Genomic DNA, 18,090 nt, shown 5'->3' on the forward strand with positions numbered 1-18,090 from the left:
GGAACAACTAGTCATTTAAATTGGCTGGTTGTAAATTAATGATTTTCACGAGTTGTTCGTTCATTTCCTGGGCAGATGCTTCGAAACCATGTTGATACCAGTGCAAAATCATCCCGATGATCGCATTCGCTTGATAGGCACAATACAAATCTCGCTGAATCTCTGGATGATTCCAGGAAGTCGCATGGTCATTTAAAAACAACTTCCGAACTTCATCAAACAGCAAGTAGTAATACAAAAGAGGAACTCGCTTGGAAAACACAATCGTGTAAAAAGACTCGTAGTTCTTAATGTGATGGAAAATCCGGATAGTGGACGGATCCAATTCTGATGTTTTCACGACAGATACATGGCGGTACGGCTCTTCATAGGATTTTGCGAGGTCCGCTGTGATTTCCCGGAAGTATTCCTCGAACACATCATTGATTTCTTGGTAATGAAGATAAAACGTTCCGCGGTTAATCTTGGCTTGTTGGCAAAGTTCTGTGATGGTAATTTTTTCGAGCGGCTTTGTTTTTAACAATGCAACTAGTCCTGCATGCAAAGCATCTTTTGTTTTGAGAACACGTAGATCCGTTTTCATTTTTTGTTCACTTCCTCCTCGACACATTTATGCGTTTTGTTCATTAGTAAACAGAATCTTATTTTTTGATTATTGTGGCAATTCATTGTTCCTAGTATACTTTTTATTAAACAGGTGTTCAATAATTATCTTAAAATAAGACTGGGGAGGACACACACATGCGTTTACAAGACAAAGTGGCCATCGTAACAGGCGCTGCTTCCGGAATGGGGAAAGCGATTGCGGAAGCGTATGCGAAACAAGGAGCAAAAGTTGTAGTCTCGGATTTGAATGGTGAAGGTGCTGAGGCAGTAGCAAAAGCGATTCAAGAAAGCGGTGGCGAAGCATTTTCGATTCAAACGAACGTGGCAGAGAGTGCAGATCTGGATAAATTGTTCGAAGAAACCGTTGCGAACTATGGGCATCTTGATATTCTCGTGAACAACGCGGGCATCATGGATGGCATGGAACCTGTTGGGGAAATTGAAGACGCACGGTGGGACCGCGTATTCGCAATCAATACAACAGCGGTCATGCGGGCATCTCGTCTAGCAGTGAACCACTTCTTAGAACGCGGTCATGGTGTAATCATTAACAATAGTTCAGTCGGCGGATTGTATGGAGCACGTGCTGGGGCTGCTTATGTGGCATCGAAACATGCGGTCGTTGGTCTAACGAAAAATACAGCGTTTATGTATGCGAATAAAAACATTCGGTGCAATGGTATCGCTCCAGGTGGCGTCGAGACTAATATCGGTTCTTCGATGACAAGCTTGAGCGAGTACGGAATGGGTCGCCAACAACTGGGAATGGCTATCAATCCGCGCATGGGGAAACCAGAAGAAATTGCGCAACTTGCGGTGTTCTTAGGGTCAGACGAGTCGAGCTTTGTAAACGGACAAGTCATTGCAGCAGATTCTGGTTGGACAGCTTACTAATTTATAGTCACTTTCACCAACCTTCAGAGGTTTTCTGGGGGTTGGTTTTTTGTTTGTAAAGTTCTTGCTAGCAAGAACTTTGAGCAAATTAAGGTTTGTGCCCTCAGTCATATTATGGAAACTAATTCGTCCTACTCCTACCAAAAAAGCACCGAACCCTAAAAGATTCGGCGCTCTGCTTCCCTATTTTCCTGCTTGTCGGTCATAATTTCGGATGTGCATACTATTCCCTCGCACCATACCGAACTTTTCATAATACGCGACTAAATCATCGTCGCAAGCTAAATCAATCATATAGAGGTGACGCAGTTCTGCAAACATTCGCTTCACTAGTTCTTTTCCAATCCCTTGGTCTTTATAAGATGGAGTCACTTCTAGAAATGGAATGTAGGCAGACAATACGCCGTCACTTACGGCTGTGATGAAGCCAACCACGCGGTCTGTATCCGGTTCGATTGCGATCACGGCATGGCTACTGTTTTGTAAGAGCTTCACGTGTGTTTCCGCGCTCGGCGGGTTCGGCCATCCCTCAAAGAATTCCGCGAGCTGCTCGGGCTTTAGTGCATCGACATTTGTAGAATAGTTCATTGTTTCTCTCTCCTTTTCATTGACCTCTGAAAACGAGTGGGAATCAATTGTACAACAACATAACTTCTCCTACTTTCTTTTTAAATCGTTTGTTTTCCTTATGTTACCATACAGCAATTCCTTGTCGACCCTATTCCTCAAATAAGTATGTTATTATCTAAGTAATCAAACAATTCAAGGAGGCTCATCATGAATTTAGGACTGACAGATAAAGTGGCGCTCATTACGGGTGGTAGTAAAGGTATTGGATTCCAGACAGCTCTTGATCTTTCTGCTGAAGGTGCGCATGTCGCAATCGTCGCACGTAGCGAAGAACATTTGCAGAAAGCCAAGGACGAAATTAAGGAGAAGACAGGGCGTGAGGTACTTACTATTTCAGCGGATGTCTCACAAGAAAGTGAGTGTAAACGTGCAGTGGACGAGGCAGTCGCACACTTTGGGAAGTTACATATTTTAGTTAACAACGCAGGTACTGCAGCGGCAAAGGCGTTTGAAGATGTCGACGGTGAAGCGTGGCAGAATGACTTGGACCTTAAGCTTGGTGGAACCATCCACTGTTCCCGTTACGCAATCCCACACATGAAAGAACAAGGAGGCGGGGCTATCGTCAATTTGGCAGCAGTCGTAGCAAAGACGCCGCCAGCAAACAGTCTCCCCTCTTCCGTCAGTCGTTCAGCCGGTCTTGCACTGACACAGGCGATGAGTAAAGATCTTGGCAAGCACAATATTCGCGTGAATGCTGTGTGTATCGGTTTGATCCGCAGTGACCAGATTGAAAAAATGTGGCAAAACAATCGCCCAGACCTTACATGGGATGAGTTCTCGCATGAGACCGGTAAAGGCATCCCGCTCGGCCGAATCGGTGACACTCAGGAAGCTTCTAACGTCATCACGTTCCTCGTCTCAGACGCTGCTTCTTATGTTACGGGCACGTCTGTCAACATTGATGGTGGTTCTGGAAACGCTCTATAAAAAAATGACCCCTGGATTTGTCTCAAACACTAAGGATACTTACTTAGTCATGAGACAACCCCAGGGGTCTAAGTTTTATTAACTCTTCGCTTCCCTCAAGTAACGCGGATAGGCAAGTAGAGCTAGTGTACTACAGGCAATTCCAAATCCGACGAGGACTGCAAGCGACTGCCATACGTCTAGAAGTGAACCTTGATTAAGAAGTACAGTTTTATATCCTTCGAGAGCCCAGTAGTGCGGTAAGAACTGCGCGATGTTCTGCATCACTTCCGGCATAAATTCGATGGGCATCCAAAGTCCACCGAGCATTGCGCCACCAAGTGCAATCACTTGGGTGAGGGCAATCCCCATGTTTTCTGTTTTGGCGAGGACCGCCATCGCCATTCCACAGCCTGTGGCAACAAGCGCAAGTCCGACCGATAGGGCTGCAAGGGCAACCGGGTCTCCCAGTGGTAAGTCATACGCCATGACTCCAAATCCAAACAAGACTACAATCTGCAGCAACACTACGGCCATAAATGGCAACCATTTCCCGGCAAAATACTCTAGCCGACTTAAGGGGGTGCTCGCTAGACGAGCAGCCATCCCGCTGTCTCGATCTTTGATAAAGGCAATGACGATTGAAATCATGATATAGAAGGAGAACATCACTGTATAGCCAGGCACTATCTGCACGACAAGTTGCTCAGGGTCTGCTCCCATGCTCTCACCAAACAATGTGATAAAACCTACAATAAAGATAATGGGTAGCAAGAATGTCCAGAACCATAAACCCTTATCTTTCGTTTTCTTTTTCAGCTCTAGGAGTGCAATTGCCGTCATCGTAAGGCCTCCATTTCGGTATCTCGCAACGGCGAGCCAGTCAATTTGATAAAGATGTCTTCAAGCTTTGCTTGGCTTAGTTCCAGACGTTCTGGCACAATTGATCTTTCAGACAGATGATGAGCTAAGCGTTCAAGTGTCTGCATAGGTTCAGAACTTTCAATCCTATAGCCCGCTGTATGCTCGGAAACCCCTTCAAATGCCGTCAATAGGTCACGTGACACTTGTTTACCTTCTAAATAAATGGAAGAGTTGCGATGACGAGCCAGCACTTCTCTCATTTCTCCCTGCTCCACAACCTTCCCATGATCAATAAATCCGATTGCGTCGCAAAGTTGTTCTACTTCCTCCATATAATGACTGGAATAAATAATGGTTTTCCCAGTCCCTTTTAACTCATGAATCAGCTCAAATATTGCTCGACGTGATTGAGGATCTACACCCACAGTCGGTTCGTCCAGAATGATAATATCGGGGTCATGGAGAAGCGCACAGCCGATGTTCAACCGTCGCTTCATCCCTCCTGAAAACGTGGAAACTAGTGCCTTTTCACGTCCTTGCAAATTAATCAACTCTAGTACCTGTTGAATACGTTCGTTTAAGTGTGAACGTTCCATTCTATACAGCCGACCAAATAACAAAAGGTTATCGCGTGCCGTTAATGTTTCTTCTAAACAAATGTCTTGTGGAACGTACCCAATGCGCCGTTTGAGAGCTTGCAAGTTGTGTTGAAAAGGCACTTCATTAATAAGGACCTGCCCTTGATAGTCTTCTAAAATGCCCACCAAAATTTTCATCAGTGTTGACTTCCCCGCACCATTGGGTCCTACTAAACCAAAGCAACTTCCCTTTGGAATGGTGAGATCTACATTTTGCAAAGCTGTTTGTTTGCCATAGGATTTGTTCACATTACGTAGTTGGATCATTTGTGTTCCTCCCTATTTTCTTTTTTGAAGGGACTGATTCATCCGTTTTTCAAGCTGTTTAAAGTAGCTGTACCAACCGAACCAGTTGAGAATATAAGTACCTGTGAAAAACAACCAACCAATCCAAAGCGATTGTGGGTTCACTGGGATCCATCCCGTCAGCCACGTAAATACAGGGAACAATACGATAATGGATGCTGTGTAATGAACGATTGTCTGCTTCAACATACTCCAATCCTCGATTTCGAATAGCAAAGCCGAAATACTGAAATAGGCACCTATCAACATGCTGCCAAAGAGATTCAGAGCAATGAGACGGGCAGGAACTACTTCAGTACCATCGTTGAGTAGTAGTAATGCGACTAGTGTTACAACTGCACCGACACCAAATCCCCCAAAGATTCGAATGACAAGTTTACTCACCACGACTTCCACCCCCTTCGACCAATTGATTGCGTAGATGGTGCACATAACTTCTAGTGACGTATTCTTTAGTGCCCGATTTGAAAAATACGCAGAGATTGCCGTTGAACGATAGCTCAAACCGATCAATACGGTCCATGTTGCCAATTACCGACTTGGAGAATCGAATGAACCCATAATTCCCTAAAAACTCTTCTAGCTCATACAGTTTCAACTTAAGTTCTAACGAGCCAGTTGCGGTTTGGGCAAACACTTTTCTGTTGGCAGAATAGACGAAATCAATGTCTTGTGGCTGCAAGATGATGGAACGTTCTCCCTCTGTTGCAACGAGGCGCTTCGGCGTGGCATCCATTTTTTCTAGCTCTTTCAGGTGGCGGACGATAGCTTCCACTTCAGGTGTCCATTCGCTTGCTTGAATAGTAATCACAGGTGTGTCCTCATGTTGAGGATCAATGTCAATTTTAATTTTCATTGGGCCTCCCTTTCTTTTACCTAGTGTACGTCAAGTTATGTAAGTTGCCGCCAGTCCTTGTTCAACATGTCACTTGGCATGACTAAGTTGTAGAATTTTCAGTGCAAACTGCAGACTATATACTAGTGAATTGGCTATTTTCCTCTATTATCCTGCACGTTATGTTAGAAGGACAGCACAAATAACCAACGTTCATGGAAACTATACCTTCGCAGTCAACGCAAAAAAACCGAGCAAGGGACATCCCTTGCTCGGCATTTCATCTCTTTATTAAGCTGTTTTCACTGTAAAATCAACCTCGACGTTGTTGCGGATGGCATTTGAGAATGGGCAAATTTTGTGTGCTTCTTCTACTAACATTTCCGCAGTTTCTTGATCGACACCTTGGATTGTGATGATCATCTCTACAGAAATGGCATAACCCGCTTCACCTTTGTTTAAAGAAACATGAGAAGTGATTTCAGAACCTGCTACTTGCGCTTTCTTTTGCATCGCTACGATGTTAAGAGCTGAATCGAAACAAGCAGAATACGCACCTGCGAATAATTCTTCTGGCGTCGTCTTCCCTGTCATGTCTACTCCTGGCATTGGCATCCCTAAATTTAAATCATATGTTCCGCTCTCTGAAGCCACGCGACCCTGACGACCTCCGACAGCTGTTGCTGTAGATGTAAATAATTTTTGCATAGTAGTTCCTCCTCAAATTTTCTGCTATAATTAAGTAGTATACAATTTAATTTTACACAATTAAAATAAACTTGCAACGAATATGCACAAGGAGGAATTTGAAATGGATGCTCTTCATCTCTCGAATCAGCTCTGCTTCCCGTTCTACGCAGTTTCTAAAGAGATCACGAAACGCTACCGACCTTTGCTTGAGCCCTTACACCTGACCTATCCTCAATACCTTGTCATGCTCGTGCTTTGGGAAACTGACCAGGTCTCATTAAAAACCATCGGCCTTCGTCTCCACTTAGATTCAGGTACCCTTACTCCACTGATTAATAAACTCATTTCACAGGGTTACCTTGAAAAAGCACGAAACCCACATGATGAACGGCAACTCGTCATCCAATTGACTGCTACGGGTCGTTCGCTTGAGGAGAAAGCGGCAGACATTCCCGAAAAAGTCGTCACGATCCTAGGATTGACTGAACAAGAATACTTTGCTTATCAGAAAATGCTCGTGAATCTTTCTACCAAGCTTGGACTTGTTAATGAAGCAACTTTTTAAACGCCTCCGTCCTTAAGTTCAGGGACGAGGCGCTTCTCTATTCATCCGAATACAGATACGGTAAGAGCACCCAAGAACTGTTGTCATCATCAGTTTTTTTCCAAACTTCCCCACTAGCAGTATCCGTCATATAAAGAAAACCGTTGTCCACAGTTAACTCAAAATTAGTTTCATTAGCCGCATTATTATTTAAATCATTTATGGTTTTAACATAGTCATTACTTACAGAATTTGAAATTGTACACGAGCCAATCAGTACTGCCACCCCTAACAAAGTAGCTGCAAAACGAATATCTTTCATCATAATCCCCCTCTTCTCTCTATTCTTTCTACATACAGAACAATTTTCCCTTCTTTTCCATTTAGTAACTTTCAAAGACTCATTATTTCTCACTTTCACCAGGACTAATCAAGCTGCGTTTTTTTATTTTCCTAGGACTATCGTTAGTCAATTAGACCTTATCGTCCCAATCCACCCTTGTGCAACAAAATAACCAGTTTTTTTTCAGATAATATTACAATAATTTCGCCTAGACCTGTTACTATGAATATATATGATTAGTTCCCACATTTTACATAACGCTAATTGAAGTACTGTTCCTACGTATTTTGCTAATGCCATACTTTTTAGGAGGTTCGTAACATGTCACAAGACCACTCGAGGTATTCTCGTCTAGCCAACATCACCAAAATGATCAACATGAAGCTCGACTTGCGTGAAGTCATGGAGCAAGTAACACTCGCTATTTCTGAAGAGATTATGCGCTGCGATTCAGTCGGTATTTATTTACCCCAACCAGATGGCACCTTTCGAGGATACGTCGGGAAACCCGAAATCATCAATGGCCGCACATTAGATATGCACGTTATTGACACGGATTATGATTTGCTTGCTAAAGAAGTCATCGAGACAAAGAAAACGATTTACATCCCCGATACGTCCAAAGACTCACGTCCAGATCCACGTGCTGTTGAAGCGTTTCAAATCAAGTCACTGCTGGCTCTGCCAATTTCATTTGAGCAAGAGTTATTTGGCGTCGTGTTCCTATTTGACTACGGTATTCCTATGAACTTAACGGACGATGAGATTCAAGCTGTTGAAGCTTATGTTAATATGGCAGCTGTCGCCATCCAAAATGCTACCAATCTTACAAAAAAAGAAATACTACTCAATGAAAAGCAGTTACTACTCGATGTTTCTCGCGATATGTCTATGTATACATCTCTACAAGAATGCTTTGATAGCTGTTTCTTTTACATTCAAAAAGTATTAGATAATCCAAACATCGGCGTTCACCTTTTAGATCCTATCGCTAAAAAACGCATCACGCCAGCCAAGCTCAGCAAAGACAGTGAGTGGACAGAGGAAGAATGGTTAGAAACACATGCCGAGATGAATTTTGATGAAAGCAACGACGTCTTAGTACAAGAAGTAACACGTACTAAATCCTACATTTTCATCCCAGATGTATTTCAAGATTCGCGGCCTAACCATGTGCTGTGCCGCAACTTTGGAATTTACGGAATGGTCATGTTTCCCATCGTTACAATGGGCGAAGTTCTCGGTCAGATATCCGTTGTAACGCTAGAAGAAAAAGCGCCTGCCTATACTGAGACGCAACTACAGTTGACCCAGTCGATCATCGATACGATGGCATCTGCTCTGTCTCATTTGCTTTACATGGAGAAACAAGAAATTTTGATTGAAAAACGCACATCCGAAGTTCTGGAGAAAAATAAGGAACTTGAAGATGTTGTATCTGAGCTACAGCATCTCAGCCGTGAAAAAGCGCTTATCTTAAACTCTGCAGGTGAAGGAATCTTTGGTTTAGATCTACACCGCAATATCACATTCTGTAACCCTGCCGGTGCAAAAATGCTTGGGTATGATTCTGAGGATGAACTGATTGGGAAATCTGTGCATGTCATTATGAACGGGCAGGCCATGGAACGGACAGACGATTTTTCTGCCTATTCCGATACGTACTTTGAAGATTATAAAGTGTTTTACCGCAAGGATTGCACGCATTTTCCAGTGGAGTATGTTTCGGCTTTCATCAAAGAAAATGACAAGGCTGTCGGTGAAGTTGTGACGTTTAAAGACATCACACAGCGCAAACAGTTAGAAGAGAAAATTAAATACTATGCGTATTTTGATAGCCTCACTGACCTACCAAACCGCGTCTTATTGATGGATCGTCTGACGCAGGGCTTGAAGTATGCGAAGAAAAATGGAGAAAAAGCAGCCGTGCTGTTTTTAGACCTCGACCGCTTCAAGCTTGTGAATGATTCGCTCGGGCACAGCTACGGTGATTTGTTATTAAAAGAAGTAGCGCAGCGTCTGATGACTTGTGTGCCAGAAGGAGCCACAGTTTCCCGTCAAGGTGGCGACGAATTTACGATTTTCTTACCGAATGTCAAAGAAGACAGCGATATTTTAAAAGTCATTAAGTGCATCGACGCAGTTTTCGTCGATTCGTTTAAACTCAACGAACACGAAATGTATATTAAAACGAGTATAGGCATTGCTCTATTCCCAGAAAATGGCGATACTTCAGAAATTCTAATCAAAAATGCGGATACAGCGATGTACAAATCTAAAGAACGCCCGGGTACCAGCTTCCACTTCTTTAGTGAAGAGATGGATATTCGCTCGTATGAATCGATCAAGCTCGAAAATGATTTATACCGTGCCATCGAAAAAGAAGAACTATTCATTCACTATCAACCACAAATTGACTACAGCACTCAGGAAATAGTTGGTGTGGAAGCCTTGTTGCGTTGGAAACATCCAGAATACGGCCTTATTCCCCCAGACCGTTTCATTCCGCTTGCCGAAGAAACTGGCTTAATCGTGCAGATTGGGGAGTGGGTGCTACGGAATTCATGCAAACAACTAAAAGACTGGCATGAAAAAGGACTCCATCTACCTAGTTTATCTGTAAACTTATCTGTCCATCAATTTGAACAGACCGACTTATTTGCCAGCATCACAGGAATCTTACAAGAAATAGAGCTGGCTCCTGAATACCTGGAGCTCGAGCTCACTGAGAACTTGATCGTCAAAAATACCAAGCTTACGGTGGAAACGATGAAAGCGTTAAAAGACTTTGGCATTAAAATTGCTATCGACGACTTTGGCACTGGCTACTCATCACTTGGTTATTTGAAAAACTTGCCGATTTCTAAACTCAAAATTGATAAATCCTTTGTAGATGAAATGCTAGTGGATGATGCCGCTATTACAAACACAATCATCACTTTGGCGAAAAACTTGAACCTAGAAGTAATCGCAGAGGGTGTGGAAACGAAAGAGCAGGCCGATTATCTGTTGAAGCAAGATTGTAAGCTAATGCAAGGCTATTATTTCAGTCGCCCATTAGCACCGAATGCCATCTACACAAAATACGCAGAAGTGAGGAGTAATTAAAAATGAAAGCAGCACGTATCGTATTAGATTATTTGAAGCACAACGGGGTCGAGCATATTTTTGGTATTCCCGCTGGATCGGTCAATGCATTTTTTGATGAGTTGACGCAGATGGATGACATTACACCTATCGTTACGAAACATGAAGGCGCCGCTGGTTATATGGCTGCCGCCTATGCAAAATATACAAATCATTTGAGCGTCGCCATCGCATGTAGTGGTCCTGGTGCAACGAACTTGGTGACTGGTGCCGCAAACGCCATGCGTGAACATTTGCCTGTTCTCTTTATTACAGGAGCAGTGCCAGTGAGCACAATTGGGCTGAACGCTTCTCAAGAGCTTGATGTCGCACCAATCTTCCGTCCAGTCACGAAGTACAGTGTAGCTATAAACGACGTGAAAGATGTTGTGAGTGAACTTACTAAAGCTGTGGAAATTGCCCTCTCTGGCGTTCCAGGCCCTGTGCATATCGCGCTTCCGATTGATGTACAGCATCAGCAAGTTCCGGATGCGACTCTTCCTGCACCTGCCAAACGCAAGCTGATTGAGCCCGATGCAGCGGTTATTGATACTATCGCTGACGAGCTAATTTCTCGAAAAACTGGCTACATCTTAGCAGGACAAGGTATTCGTGGATCCGTTCCGGCATTTTTAGAGTTAGCAGAACTACTGAACTGGCCGATTGTTACTACTCCTCAGGCAAAAGGATATATTCCAACGGATCACCCACTGCTTGTTGGCGTATACGGATTTGCCGGACATGAAGCGGCTTCTGAGCTAGTTGCTAGTGATAGCCACAATGTTGCATTGATCATTGGTTCTAGCCTAGGTGAGACTGCTACTAATAACTACAATGCAGCCATCACGGAGAACCGTTTTACAGTACAACTGGACTTTGATGCTTCAGTCTTCAACCGGAAATACGAAGTCGACAAAGCGCTTCTTGGTGATATCACATTGAGCGTTCCTGCACTTGTAGAAGCAATCAAGGCTAAGCAATATACTGCTTCTGATAGCATCGTAAAAAAACAACAACCGTCTACTGGCGGAGAAGACTATACTACGAAAAATGTTTTGATCGCACTTCAAGAGGCTCTTCCTGCATCTACCCGTTACACGATTGATATCGGAGAGTTCATGTCTTACATGATCAATCACCACCAAGTGAAAGAGTCTCATACCTATGAAATCAACGTTCACTTTGGCGCTATGGGAAGTGGCATTGGATCGGCTATCGGTTCCAAGCTTGCAGAACCAGATCGTCCAGTTGTTTGTATCACGGGTGACGGCTGCTTCTTCATGCACGGCATGGAATTGTTGACCGCAAAAGAACATAACTTACCAATCCTATTTGTTATCATGAACAATGCAAGACTAGGTATGGTGTATCACGGACACAACTTGCAGTTCAAACGTACGCACACTTCGTTCGAACAAGAGCCAGTCAACATCAGTGCTATGGCCTCTGCCATGGGTATCCCAAGTCACCGCGTGACAGAGATGGCCGAGTTTACACAAGATAAAGTGGCGGAATTGCTAAGCCATGGTGGACCAGCTGTACTCGAGGTCTACTTGCAAGATAACAGCACACCTCCTATGGGTGACCGCGTGAAATTCTTGTCTTCATTCGGAAAATAAGTGTATGTAAAAATCCCTGACTCGTTGAGTTCAGGGATTTCTTTTTGTTTAGCTATATACTTCCGGCATGTTTTGCAGTACAGCACTAATCGTCTGGCCCTTGAAAGCATCCGGTAAAGGCCCTTCACTCTGGAAGTAAAAGCTGCTGTCTGTTGTGTCAGATGTGTAACCCATGACGTGCAGAGCTTGGGTTAACGCAGGTGGCGCACTAGATGTGCCCATGTTTTGTGCATAATGGGATGTTGTAAACACACGTGCTACACGATCGCTATTTTCCGAATAGATAACGAAATAATCGGTAGCTTGCTCAATTACCCATCGCTCTTTTGCGTAAAGCGAGAGCCCTGCCCCTTCAAGAGCCGACAGTGCTTCTAAGTTTACCCCGAAAAGTTCATTAATGAACTTTCGGATCTCAGCGCCTGTTACGGGTGTTTCTTGTGATGCTAGTTTTGCTTGGATGACTTCGCGTGCGGTCTGTTGTGTAGGTTTAAGAAATGGTACCTTGTTTAAGTCGAAACCAAACACCTGATGCACAGCGTGTAACACTGTCTCTTCTGTCACTTCTTGTCCAGCAAGCAACTGGTCCATCTGTTGTGCTTTTTTCATAGTTGGTCTCCTTCACTTATTTCACTTAAATTTTCAATACCCCGCGCCATCCCCGTGAAGCGTAGTAAGAATCGGCCCCGTTGTGATAGGCAAATACAGTGTTGTAACGACGGTCCCCGAACAATGCCCCGCCTAGTTTACGAATTTCAAAAGGTGTCGCAATCCAACTTGATGTTTTCAGATCAAATTCTCCGAGCGTCTGTAAATAGCGATAGTCTTCTTCAGTCAGCAGCTCGACACCCATGAGTTCTGCCATTTCAAGTGCTGAAGTCACTGGCGGAAACTTCTTGCGACCTTCACGAGCTATTTGATCAAAACAAACGCTCCGTCGACCCTTTGGACTTTCTTTTGCGCAATCATAGAAGTGGTACTGCCCTTTTCCAGCATCTAGTCGCACGACGTCCGGTTCTCCTCCCGTCACTTCCATTTCAGAAAGTGACCAGAGTGCTTGTGGATTTGCCGTCAACTTTTTCTCAACGTCTTCCCACACAATTCCTTCATGCCGTTCTAGGTTCTTCTCAAAACGAGTCTTCAGTGTCTCCAAAAGTTCCTGCTGCTGATCTTGCGTTAGTTCGTGGTTTGCCATCTACTTTTGCCTCCCATCTGTTTCTTTAACTTTACCTTTGTTCTTCCAGCGGTTCAACTGCTCGTTGCTCTTTGTTTTTAGACAAAGAAAAAAGCAGCCCCATTCGGCTGCTTTTCTAAAATTTAGCAACTATCTTGCCTTTCACATGACGCTCGGAAAGTTCCTCTAAAGCTTGTGGAATCTCTTCTAATGAGATAGTTCGTTCCAAAAGTGATTTGATTTTCCCTGCAGCAAGCATGCGAAGAACATCATCCCCGATTCGAGCTAAGTCCTGTTCAGCAATTTCATCGTTCTGCATATGGTTCGCCCCAAGTGCCACTTCATGATACGAGATGACGCGTGTAAATGGGGTGATATGTGTATAGTCTGGTGCTCCTGCGATATGTGCTAAGTGGCCACCGTAGGCAATCAAGTCAAGAGACTGGGTCGCACTGTCACGATTGACGGTATCAAGAACTGCATTGACTCCACGTCCATCGGTCAGTTCCATGACACGTGCTTTCACATCTTCTTCCCGGTAATCGATGACGGCATCTGCACCAAGAGACTTCACATAGTCATGGTTGTGCTTAGACGCTGTTGAATAGACAGTCTTCCCTGCTTGCTTAGCAAACTGAATCGCAAATCCGCCAACACCACCTGCCCCTGCATGAATCAACAAAGTATCAATCACATTCATTGGAAACTTGCGGAACAGTGCTTGATACGCAGTGTATGCAGCTGTTGGTAACGCGGCTGCCTCCTCAAACGAAACTGAATCTGGAATACGTGAAACCGTACGAGCTGTCGTCACTGCAAACTCTGCAAAGACACCCTGCTTGTGCATACTACCGTGCATCAATACACGATCCCCGACCACCCAATCTGTCACGCCCTCTCCAAGAGCCTCAATTGTTCCTGCTGCATCTAATCCTAAAATGTGCGGATACGTCCAGTTCGGATTGCCGTTTGTCCCTGTTTTGTAATCAACCGGGTTGAGTCCTGCCGCATGTACTTTAATCAGTACCTCGCCTGTTCCTGCAGTCGGGGTTTCGAGTTCCTCAACTTGCATCTCACGCCAAGTGCCTTTTTCACGCAATAGTAATGCCTTCATCTAAAACCCTCCCAGAGTTTCTACTATAGGAAGAATACGCTTATCTTTGTCCAGTGACAACCATTTGAACCTTTCAGGATTCTCTAACTTTTGATTGAAAAAACCCACCGCAGCAAAGGGGGTCAAAGCTGCAGTGGGTGGGTGCCCTTATTGGAAATACGTGTTCATTTTTTCAAACATCGCTTGCGTCTCTTCCGCCGTCTTGCGGATGATGAACATGCTACCTTTGAACTCTTTATTAATCGCCTCTTCTACTTCAGGATGTTGATACAATTCAACAATCTTCAAGTAGTTTTCATTGTCAGCTTCATCTGCGCGAGATGCGATGATGTTGATGTACGGCTCGATTGACTCGGATTCTGTATCTTCATAAACAACCGCGTCATCAGCTGGCGTCAGACCTGCTTGCACGGCAACCCCATTGTTGATGAGGGCAATGGCCACGTCCGGAAGAACACGTGCCGTCTGTTGTGGTTCCATTGCGACAAATTCAAGCTCTAATGGGTTCGACGTGATTTTGTCTAAGTCCCCAGTGATGCCAAAATCGTCAGCCAGTTCAATCACACCTGCTTCTTGTAAAAGGTTTAGTGCGCGTGGAAGTGTTGATGCATCATTTGGAATCGCCACTTGATCACCTTTTTGCAGTTCATCTAGTGACTCGATTTTATCGGAATACACACCAAGCGGCGCAAATACTGTTGTACCGACAGGAGCTAGGTCTTCACCAGACTCTGCAACAAAGTTCGAGAAGAATGAAATTGTCTGGAAAGCGTTCAAATCAATATCTCCAGCTGCAAGTGCTTTATTTGGCATGATGTAATCCGTGAATTCCACCACTTCCAAATTAATACCTTCTTCTTTCGCAAGTTCCACAATAACTGGCCATTGCGGGCTGTCTGCACCATTTACCCCAATTTTAATCGTTTCTTCTGAACCATCGGCTGCTGAGTTACCATCGGCTGAGTTACATGCTGCAAGTGTTAGAGCAGCAGTTGCAGCAAGAGCTGCGAGTTTAAGTCGTTTCATGAATGTAGTCTCCTATCGTCTCATAATTTTTTTTGATAATGTATTGCCAAGCCATTGGGCGAGTTGCACAAGAATAATCAAGATAATTACTGTCACGACCATGACGCTCGTATCGAAGCGCTGATAACCGTATGTAATCGCAATATGACCGAGACCGCCACCACCGACATACCCAGCAACTGCTGAGAAATCGATTAAGCTGACTGTCACAAACGTCAGACCTAGAATCAGAGGTCCGAGCGCTTCCGGAATCAAAACGGTAAAGACGATTTGGAACGGGCTGGCTCCCATAGCTTTGGCTGCTTCAATTACACCAGGGTCAATGCTCATCAAGTTTTGTTCAACAATCCGTGCCACACTGAACGTTGCCATGATGGCCATTGGGAACACGGCAGCTCCAACCCCAATCGTTGTTCCCATCACGATTCGCGTTACAGGCATTAAGAAAACCAAGAACACGATGAACGGAATCGGTCGGATGACGTTTATCAGCAAGTTGAGAAGGCCATATAAAAAGCGGTTCTCTAAAATATTGCCCTGGCGGGAAACGAATAGTGCGAGTCCGACTAAAACGCCTAAAATCGAGCCTAGGATGAGGGTCAGGATGACCATCATAATCGTCTCGCCGGTCGCTTCTATGATGCGTTGGTAAAATGTACTCCACTCAACTTTCATGGATAATCACCTCCTTGATGTCGACGACTTGTTGAAGTTCTTGAATGGCATTCTTAATGTCTTCTACCTCCCCTTTAAAGGACACTACCAAATTGCCCAGTAGCTGATTTTGAATCTCGCGAACCGCTCCGTACACAACATTGAAATGCACATTGTGCTGTTGGGTGATCTTCGATAACAGCGGCTGACTCGTGGCACTTCCCGTAAAGGTGACTTGGTAGATATGCTGGTCACCAGCAGCGTGCCATTCTTTCAATAGACTTTGAGAGGGCAAGTCTTTATTCACCGATTGAATGAAACGCTTTGTTGTCGGGTGTGACGGGTTTGTGAAGACATCGAATACTTCGCCGTGCTCGATGACGTGCCCATTCTCCATAATGGCAACGCGGTTACAAATGGTGGAGATGACGTTCATCTCGTGTGTGATGAGGAGAACGGTGATGCCAAACTCTTGATTGACGCGCTTTAAAAGCTTCAAGATATCTTCCGTCGTTTCCGGATCAAGTGCTGAAGTGGCTTCGTCACAAATCAGAATCTCTGGGTTCGTCGCAAGAGCCCTAGCGATCCCAACACGCTGCTTCTGTCCTCCCGAAAGTTGCTCGGGGTAGTTATCTACTTTATCTGAGAGGCCAACGAATTCCAGCAACTCTTTGGTGCGCCGCGTGATTTCCGCTTTCGGCGTTCCCTCAAGCTTCAGCGGGTAGGCTACGTTTCCTGCGACAGTGCGGGAAGTGAACAAATTAAAGTTCTGGAAGATCATCCCGATACGTCGGCGTTGCAAGCGAAGTTGTTTGGCTTTAAGCGATGTGATGTCGGTGTCATTGATTTTGATAACACCACTTGTTGGCTTTTCAAGAAGGTTCACTAAGCGAAGAAGCGTACTCTTTCCGGCTCCGCTAAACCCGATGATGCCGAAGATGTCGCCTTTTTGGACATCGAGTGTGACATTCTGAACTGCGTGCACATCACGCTTTCCGACTTTGAATGTCTTGGATACGTTTTGGAATGTAATCATGGTGGACTTCCCTACTTTCTGACTAGAGTGCATAAAAAAAGACCTTCATCTCTTAAGAACATAAGAAATGAAAGCCATGAAAAAACGCCTCTCATTCTTATCTCTCAAGTGATGGACACTTGCAGGATTTGGCACTGACGCTTTTGCGCTTTGCCGAGACTTCACAGGGCCTGTCCCTCTGTCTCTCGTGATAAGAATTGGTGCTATGTAGTTTTGAATTTAGTTCGTCTTGCTAACTGTTTCACAGTCTAAAGCATCAAAGTTTTCTCGTCAATAGTAATTTTACTAATTTTTTTAGTAGTCTGACTATGTAAGCGGTTGCTTTGTTGGTACGACGCGGATAGTTTTTTATTAGTTTTATTAAAAATTCTTTAAAAAGCATTATTTTGATTTCCTAGAAATGAACAAGCTATCCAATAAAAAAAGCTTCCTTTCTAAATACAGAAAGGAGGCTCGTCTCATGTAAGCACGTTTGATTTGTATTTTGTAAGCAATTGCTGTGGGATATGGCAGTAATCATCCGGACAGCGAGCAAGACGGTCTTGGTGTTCTTCTGCACTTCGTACATAATTGGTAAGCGGCAGAACTTCTACAGCAATTCGGTCCTCATCTTCACGTTTCTTGATGAACGCCTTGGCCTGCTCTACATGTTTTGGGTCTATACTATACACCCCAGTTCGATACTTCTCCCCGACGTCTTCTCCTTGTTTGTTGATACTGTATGGATCGATGATTTCAAAAAGATAGCCCATCAACTCGTCGACAGATACCACATCTGGATGAAAAGTCGTTTTTACACATTCCGCATATCCGTCATATTCCCCGTCTAACGTTTGAGAAGTTCCATTTGCTCTTCCCGCTTCAGTCGAGACAATCCCTGGCAACGTCTTCACAAATGCCTGCACGCCCCATAGGCATCCCCCTGCTAAATAAATCGTCTGCATGCAAAATCTCCCCTTGTACTTAAAATTAAATAAAGACCGAAATCGATCGAAATCAATTCAGGTCTGTAGATGAAGTGTATTTAAAAAAATCCTTTTAAGTTCTGTTGAGTCTGATGTTGCTTATCTCAATAAAGTAGCAAA

20 protein-coding genes and 1 riboswitch are annotated in these 18,090 nt (G+C 44.2%); of the genes, 5 read left to right on the forward strand and 15 right to left on the reverse strand.

Annotated elements, in window-relative coordinates; translation table 11 throughout:
- Nucleotides 1-7 precede the first annotated feature (7 nt).
- Nucleotides 8-583, reverse strand: coding sequence for a TetR-like C-terminal domain-containing protein (locus MKY84_RS01250; RefSeq protein ID WP_342527229.1), 576 nt, complete (start codon nucleotides 581-583; stop codon nucleotides 8-10).
- Between the two features lie 158 nt (nucleotides 584-741).
- Here MKY84_RS01250 and MKY84_RS01255 point away from each other — a divergent pair, with 158 nt between their 5' ends.
- On the forward strand, nucleotides 742-1,500 hold the full coding sequence (locus MKY84_RS01255; protein ID WP_342527231.1) for an SDR family oxidoreductase: 759 nt from the start codon (nucleotides 742-744) through the stop codon (nucleotides 1,498-1,500).
- Between the two features lie 183 nt (nucleotides 1,501-1,683).
- Here the strand turns inward: MKY84_RS01255 and MKY84_RS01260 are convergent, their stop codons facing one another.
- The gene (locus MKY84_RS01260; RefSeq protein WP_342527232.1) at nucleotides 1,684-2,088 is read right to left on the reverse strand and encodes a GNAT family N-acetyltransferase; all 405 of its coding nucleotides are present in this window, start codon (nucleotides 2,086-2,088) and stop codon (nucleotides 1,684-1,686) included.
- A gap of 189 nt (nucleotides 2,089-2,277) precedes the next feature.
- Here MKY84_RS01260 and MKY84_RS01265 point away from each other — a divergent pair, with 189 nt between their 5' ends.
- Nucleotides 2,278-3,060, forward strand: coding sequence for an SDR family NAD(P)-dependent oxidoreductase (locus MKY84_RS01265; protein ID WP_342527234.1), 783 nt, complete (start codon nucleotides 2,278-2,280; stop codon nucleotides 3,058-3,060).
- A gap of 78 nt (nucleotides 3,061-3,138) precedes the next feature.
- On the opposite strand, the gene MKY84_RS01270 is transcribed toward MKY84_RS01265, so the two are convergent.
- The 5 genes from MKY84_RS01270 to MKY84_RS01290 all read right to left on the reverse strand — a co-directional run bounded on the left by MKY84_RS01270 (nucleotide 3,139) and on the right by MKY84_RS01290 (nucleotide 6,390).
- On the reverse strand, nucleotides 3,139-3,882 hold the full coding sequence (locus MKY84_RS01270) for an ABC transporter permease (RefSeq protein ID WP_342527235.1): 744 nt from the start codon (nucleotides 3,880-3,882) through the stop codon (nucleotides 3,139-3,141).
- Entirely contained in the window at nucleotides 3,879-4,808 is a 930-nt protein-coding gene (locus MKY84_RS01275; protein WP_342527237.1) for an ABC transporter ATP-binding protein, read from the reverse strand. Before MKY84_RS01275 ends, MKY84_RS01270 begins: the two co-directional genes overlap by 4 nt.
- A gap of 12 nt (nucleotides 4,809-4,820) precedes the next feature.
- Nucleotides 4,821-5,234 carry a DUF3021 domain-containing protein gene (locus tag MKY84_RS01280; protein WP_342527238.1) on the reverse strand — a complete coding sequence of 138 codons (414 nt, stop codon included), beginning with the start codon at nucleotides 5,232-5,234 and terminating at the stop codon, nucleotides 4,821-4,823.
- Nucleotides 5,224-5,703: a LytTR family DNA-binding domain-containing protein gene (locus MKY84_RS01285; RefSeq protein WP_342527240.1), complete on the reverse strand. Its 480-nt coding sequence runs from the start codon at nucleotides 5,701-5,703 to the stop codon at nucleotides 5,224-5,226. The genes MKY84_RS01280 and MKY84_RS01285 overlap by 11 nt, the downstream gene beginning before the upstream one ends.
- A 270-nt stretch (nucleotides 5,704-5,973) precedes the next feature.
- Nucleotides 5,974-6,390, reverse strand: a complete 417-nt coding sequence (locus MKY84_RS01290) for an Ohr family peroxiredoxin (protein WP_342527241.1) — start codon at nucleotides 6,388-6,390, stop codon at nucleotides 5,974-5,976.
- Between the two features lie 103 nt (nucleotides 6,391-6,493).
- On the opposite strand from MKY84_RS01290, the gene MKY84_RS01295 reads away from it, so the two are divergent.
- A complete protein-coding gene (locus MKY84_RS01295; protein ID WP_342527243.1) occupies nucleotides 6,494-6,937 on the forward strand; it encodes a MarR family transcriptional regulator in 444 nt (147 codons plus the stop codon).
- A gap of 37 nt (nucleotides 6,938-6,974) precedes the next feature.
- Here the strand turns inward: MKY84_RS01295 and MKY84_RS01300 are convergent, their stop codons facing one another.
- Nucleotides 6,975-7,238 carry a hypothetical protein gene (locus MKY84_RS01300; protein ID WP_342527245.1) on the reverse strand — a complete coding sequence of 88 codons (264 nt, stop codon included), beginning with the start codon at nucleotides 7,236-7,238 and terminating at the stop codon, nucleotides 6,975-6,977.
- Nucleotides 7,239-7,580: 342 nt separating this feature from the next.
- On the opposite strand from MKY84_RS01300, the gene MKY84_RS01305 reads away from it, so the two are divergent.
- On the forward strand, nucleotides 7,581-10,367 hold the full coding sequence (locus tag MKY84_RS01305) for an EAL domain-containing protein (RefSeq protein WP_342527246.1): 2,787 nt from the start codon (nucleotides 7,581-7,583) through the stop codon (nucleotides 10,365-10,367).
- A gap of 2 nt (nucleotides 10,368-10,369) precedes the next feature.
- Nucleotides 10,370-12,004 carry a thiamine pyrophosphate-binding protein gene (locus tag MKY84_RS01310; protein ID WP_342527248.1) on the forward strand — a complete coding sequence of 545 codons (1,635 nt, stop codon included), beginning with the start codon at nucleotides 10,370-10,372 and terminating at the stop codon, nucleotides 12,002-12,004.
- Between the two features lie 48 nt (nucleotides 12,005-12,052).
- Here the strand turns inward: MKY84_RS01310 and MKY84_RS01315 are convergent, their stop codons facing one another.
- From MKY84_RS01315 to MKY84_RS01345, 7 genes are all read right to left on the reverse strand, one after another.
- Entirely contained in the window at nucleotides 12,053-12,610 is a 558-nt protein-coding gene (locus MKY84_RS01315) for a hypothetical protein (RefSeq protein WP_342527249.1), read from the reverse strand.
- Between the two features lie 25 nt (nucleotides 12,611-12,635).
- Nucleotides 12,636-13,196 carry a DUF4256 domain-containing protein gene (locus MKY84_RS01320; RefSeq protein WP_342527251.1) on the reverse strand — a complete coding sequence of 187 codons (561 nt, stop codon included), beginning with the start codon at nucleotides 13,194-13,196 and terminating at the stop codon, nucleotides 12,636-12,638.
- A gap of 115 nt (nucleotides 13,197-13,311) precedes the next feature.
- The gene (locus tag MKY84_RS01325) at nucleotides 13,312-14,289 is read right to left on the reverse strand and encodes a zinc-binding dehydrogenase (RefSeq protein WP_342527253.1); all 978 of its coding nucleotides are present in this window, start codon (nucleotides 14,287-14,289) and stop codon (nucleotides 13,312-13,314) included.
- 147 nt (nucleotides 14,290-14,436) lie between these two features.
- Nucleotides 14,437-15,315, reverse strand: a complete 879-nt coding sequence (locus MKY84_RS01330; RefSeq protein ID WP_342527254.1) for a MetQ/NlpA family ABC transporter substrate-binding protein — start codon at nucleotides 15,313-15,315, stop codon at nucleotides 14,437-14,439.
- A gap of 12 nt (nucleotides 15,316-15,327) precedes the next feature.
- The gene (locus MKY84_RS01335; protein ID WP_342527255.1) at nucleotides 15,328-15,990 is read right to left on the reverse strand and encodes a methionine ABC transporter permease; all 663 of its coding nucleotides are present in this window, start codon (nucleotides 15,988-15,990) and stop codon (nucleotides 15,328-15,330) included.
- Nucleotides 15,980-17,005 carry an ATP-binding cassette domain-containing protein gene (locus MKY84_RS01340; RefSeq protein ID WP_342527256.1) on the reverse strand — a complete coding sequence of 342 codons (1,026 nt, stop codon included), beginning with the start codon at nucleotides 17,003-17,005 and terminating at the stop codon, nucleotides 15,980-15,982. The genes MKY84_RS01335 and MKY84_RS01340 overlap by 11 nt, the downstream gene beginning before the upstream one ends.
- 94 nt (nucleotides 17,006-17,099) lie before the next feature.
- Nucleotides 17,100-17,202: riboswitch (SAM riboswitch) on the reverse strand.
- Between the two features lie 261 nt (nucleotides 17,203-17,463).
- Nucleotides 17,464-17,949: a peptide-methionine (S)-S-oxide reductase gene (locus MKY84_RS01345; RefSeq protein WP_342527257.1), complete on the reverse strand. Its 486-nt coding sequence runs from the start codon at nucleotides 17,947-17,949 to the stop codon at nucleotides 17,464-17,466.
- Between the last annotated feature and the right edge of the window lie 141 nt (nucleotides 17,950-18,090).

Origin of the sequence: Chryseomicrobium sp. FSL W7-1435, assembly GCF_038595005.1 — a bacterium.
Classification (GTDB): Bacteria; Bacillota; Bacilli; order Bacillales_A; family Planococcaceae; genus Chryseomicrobium.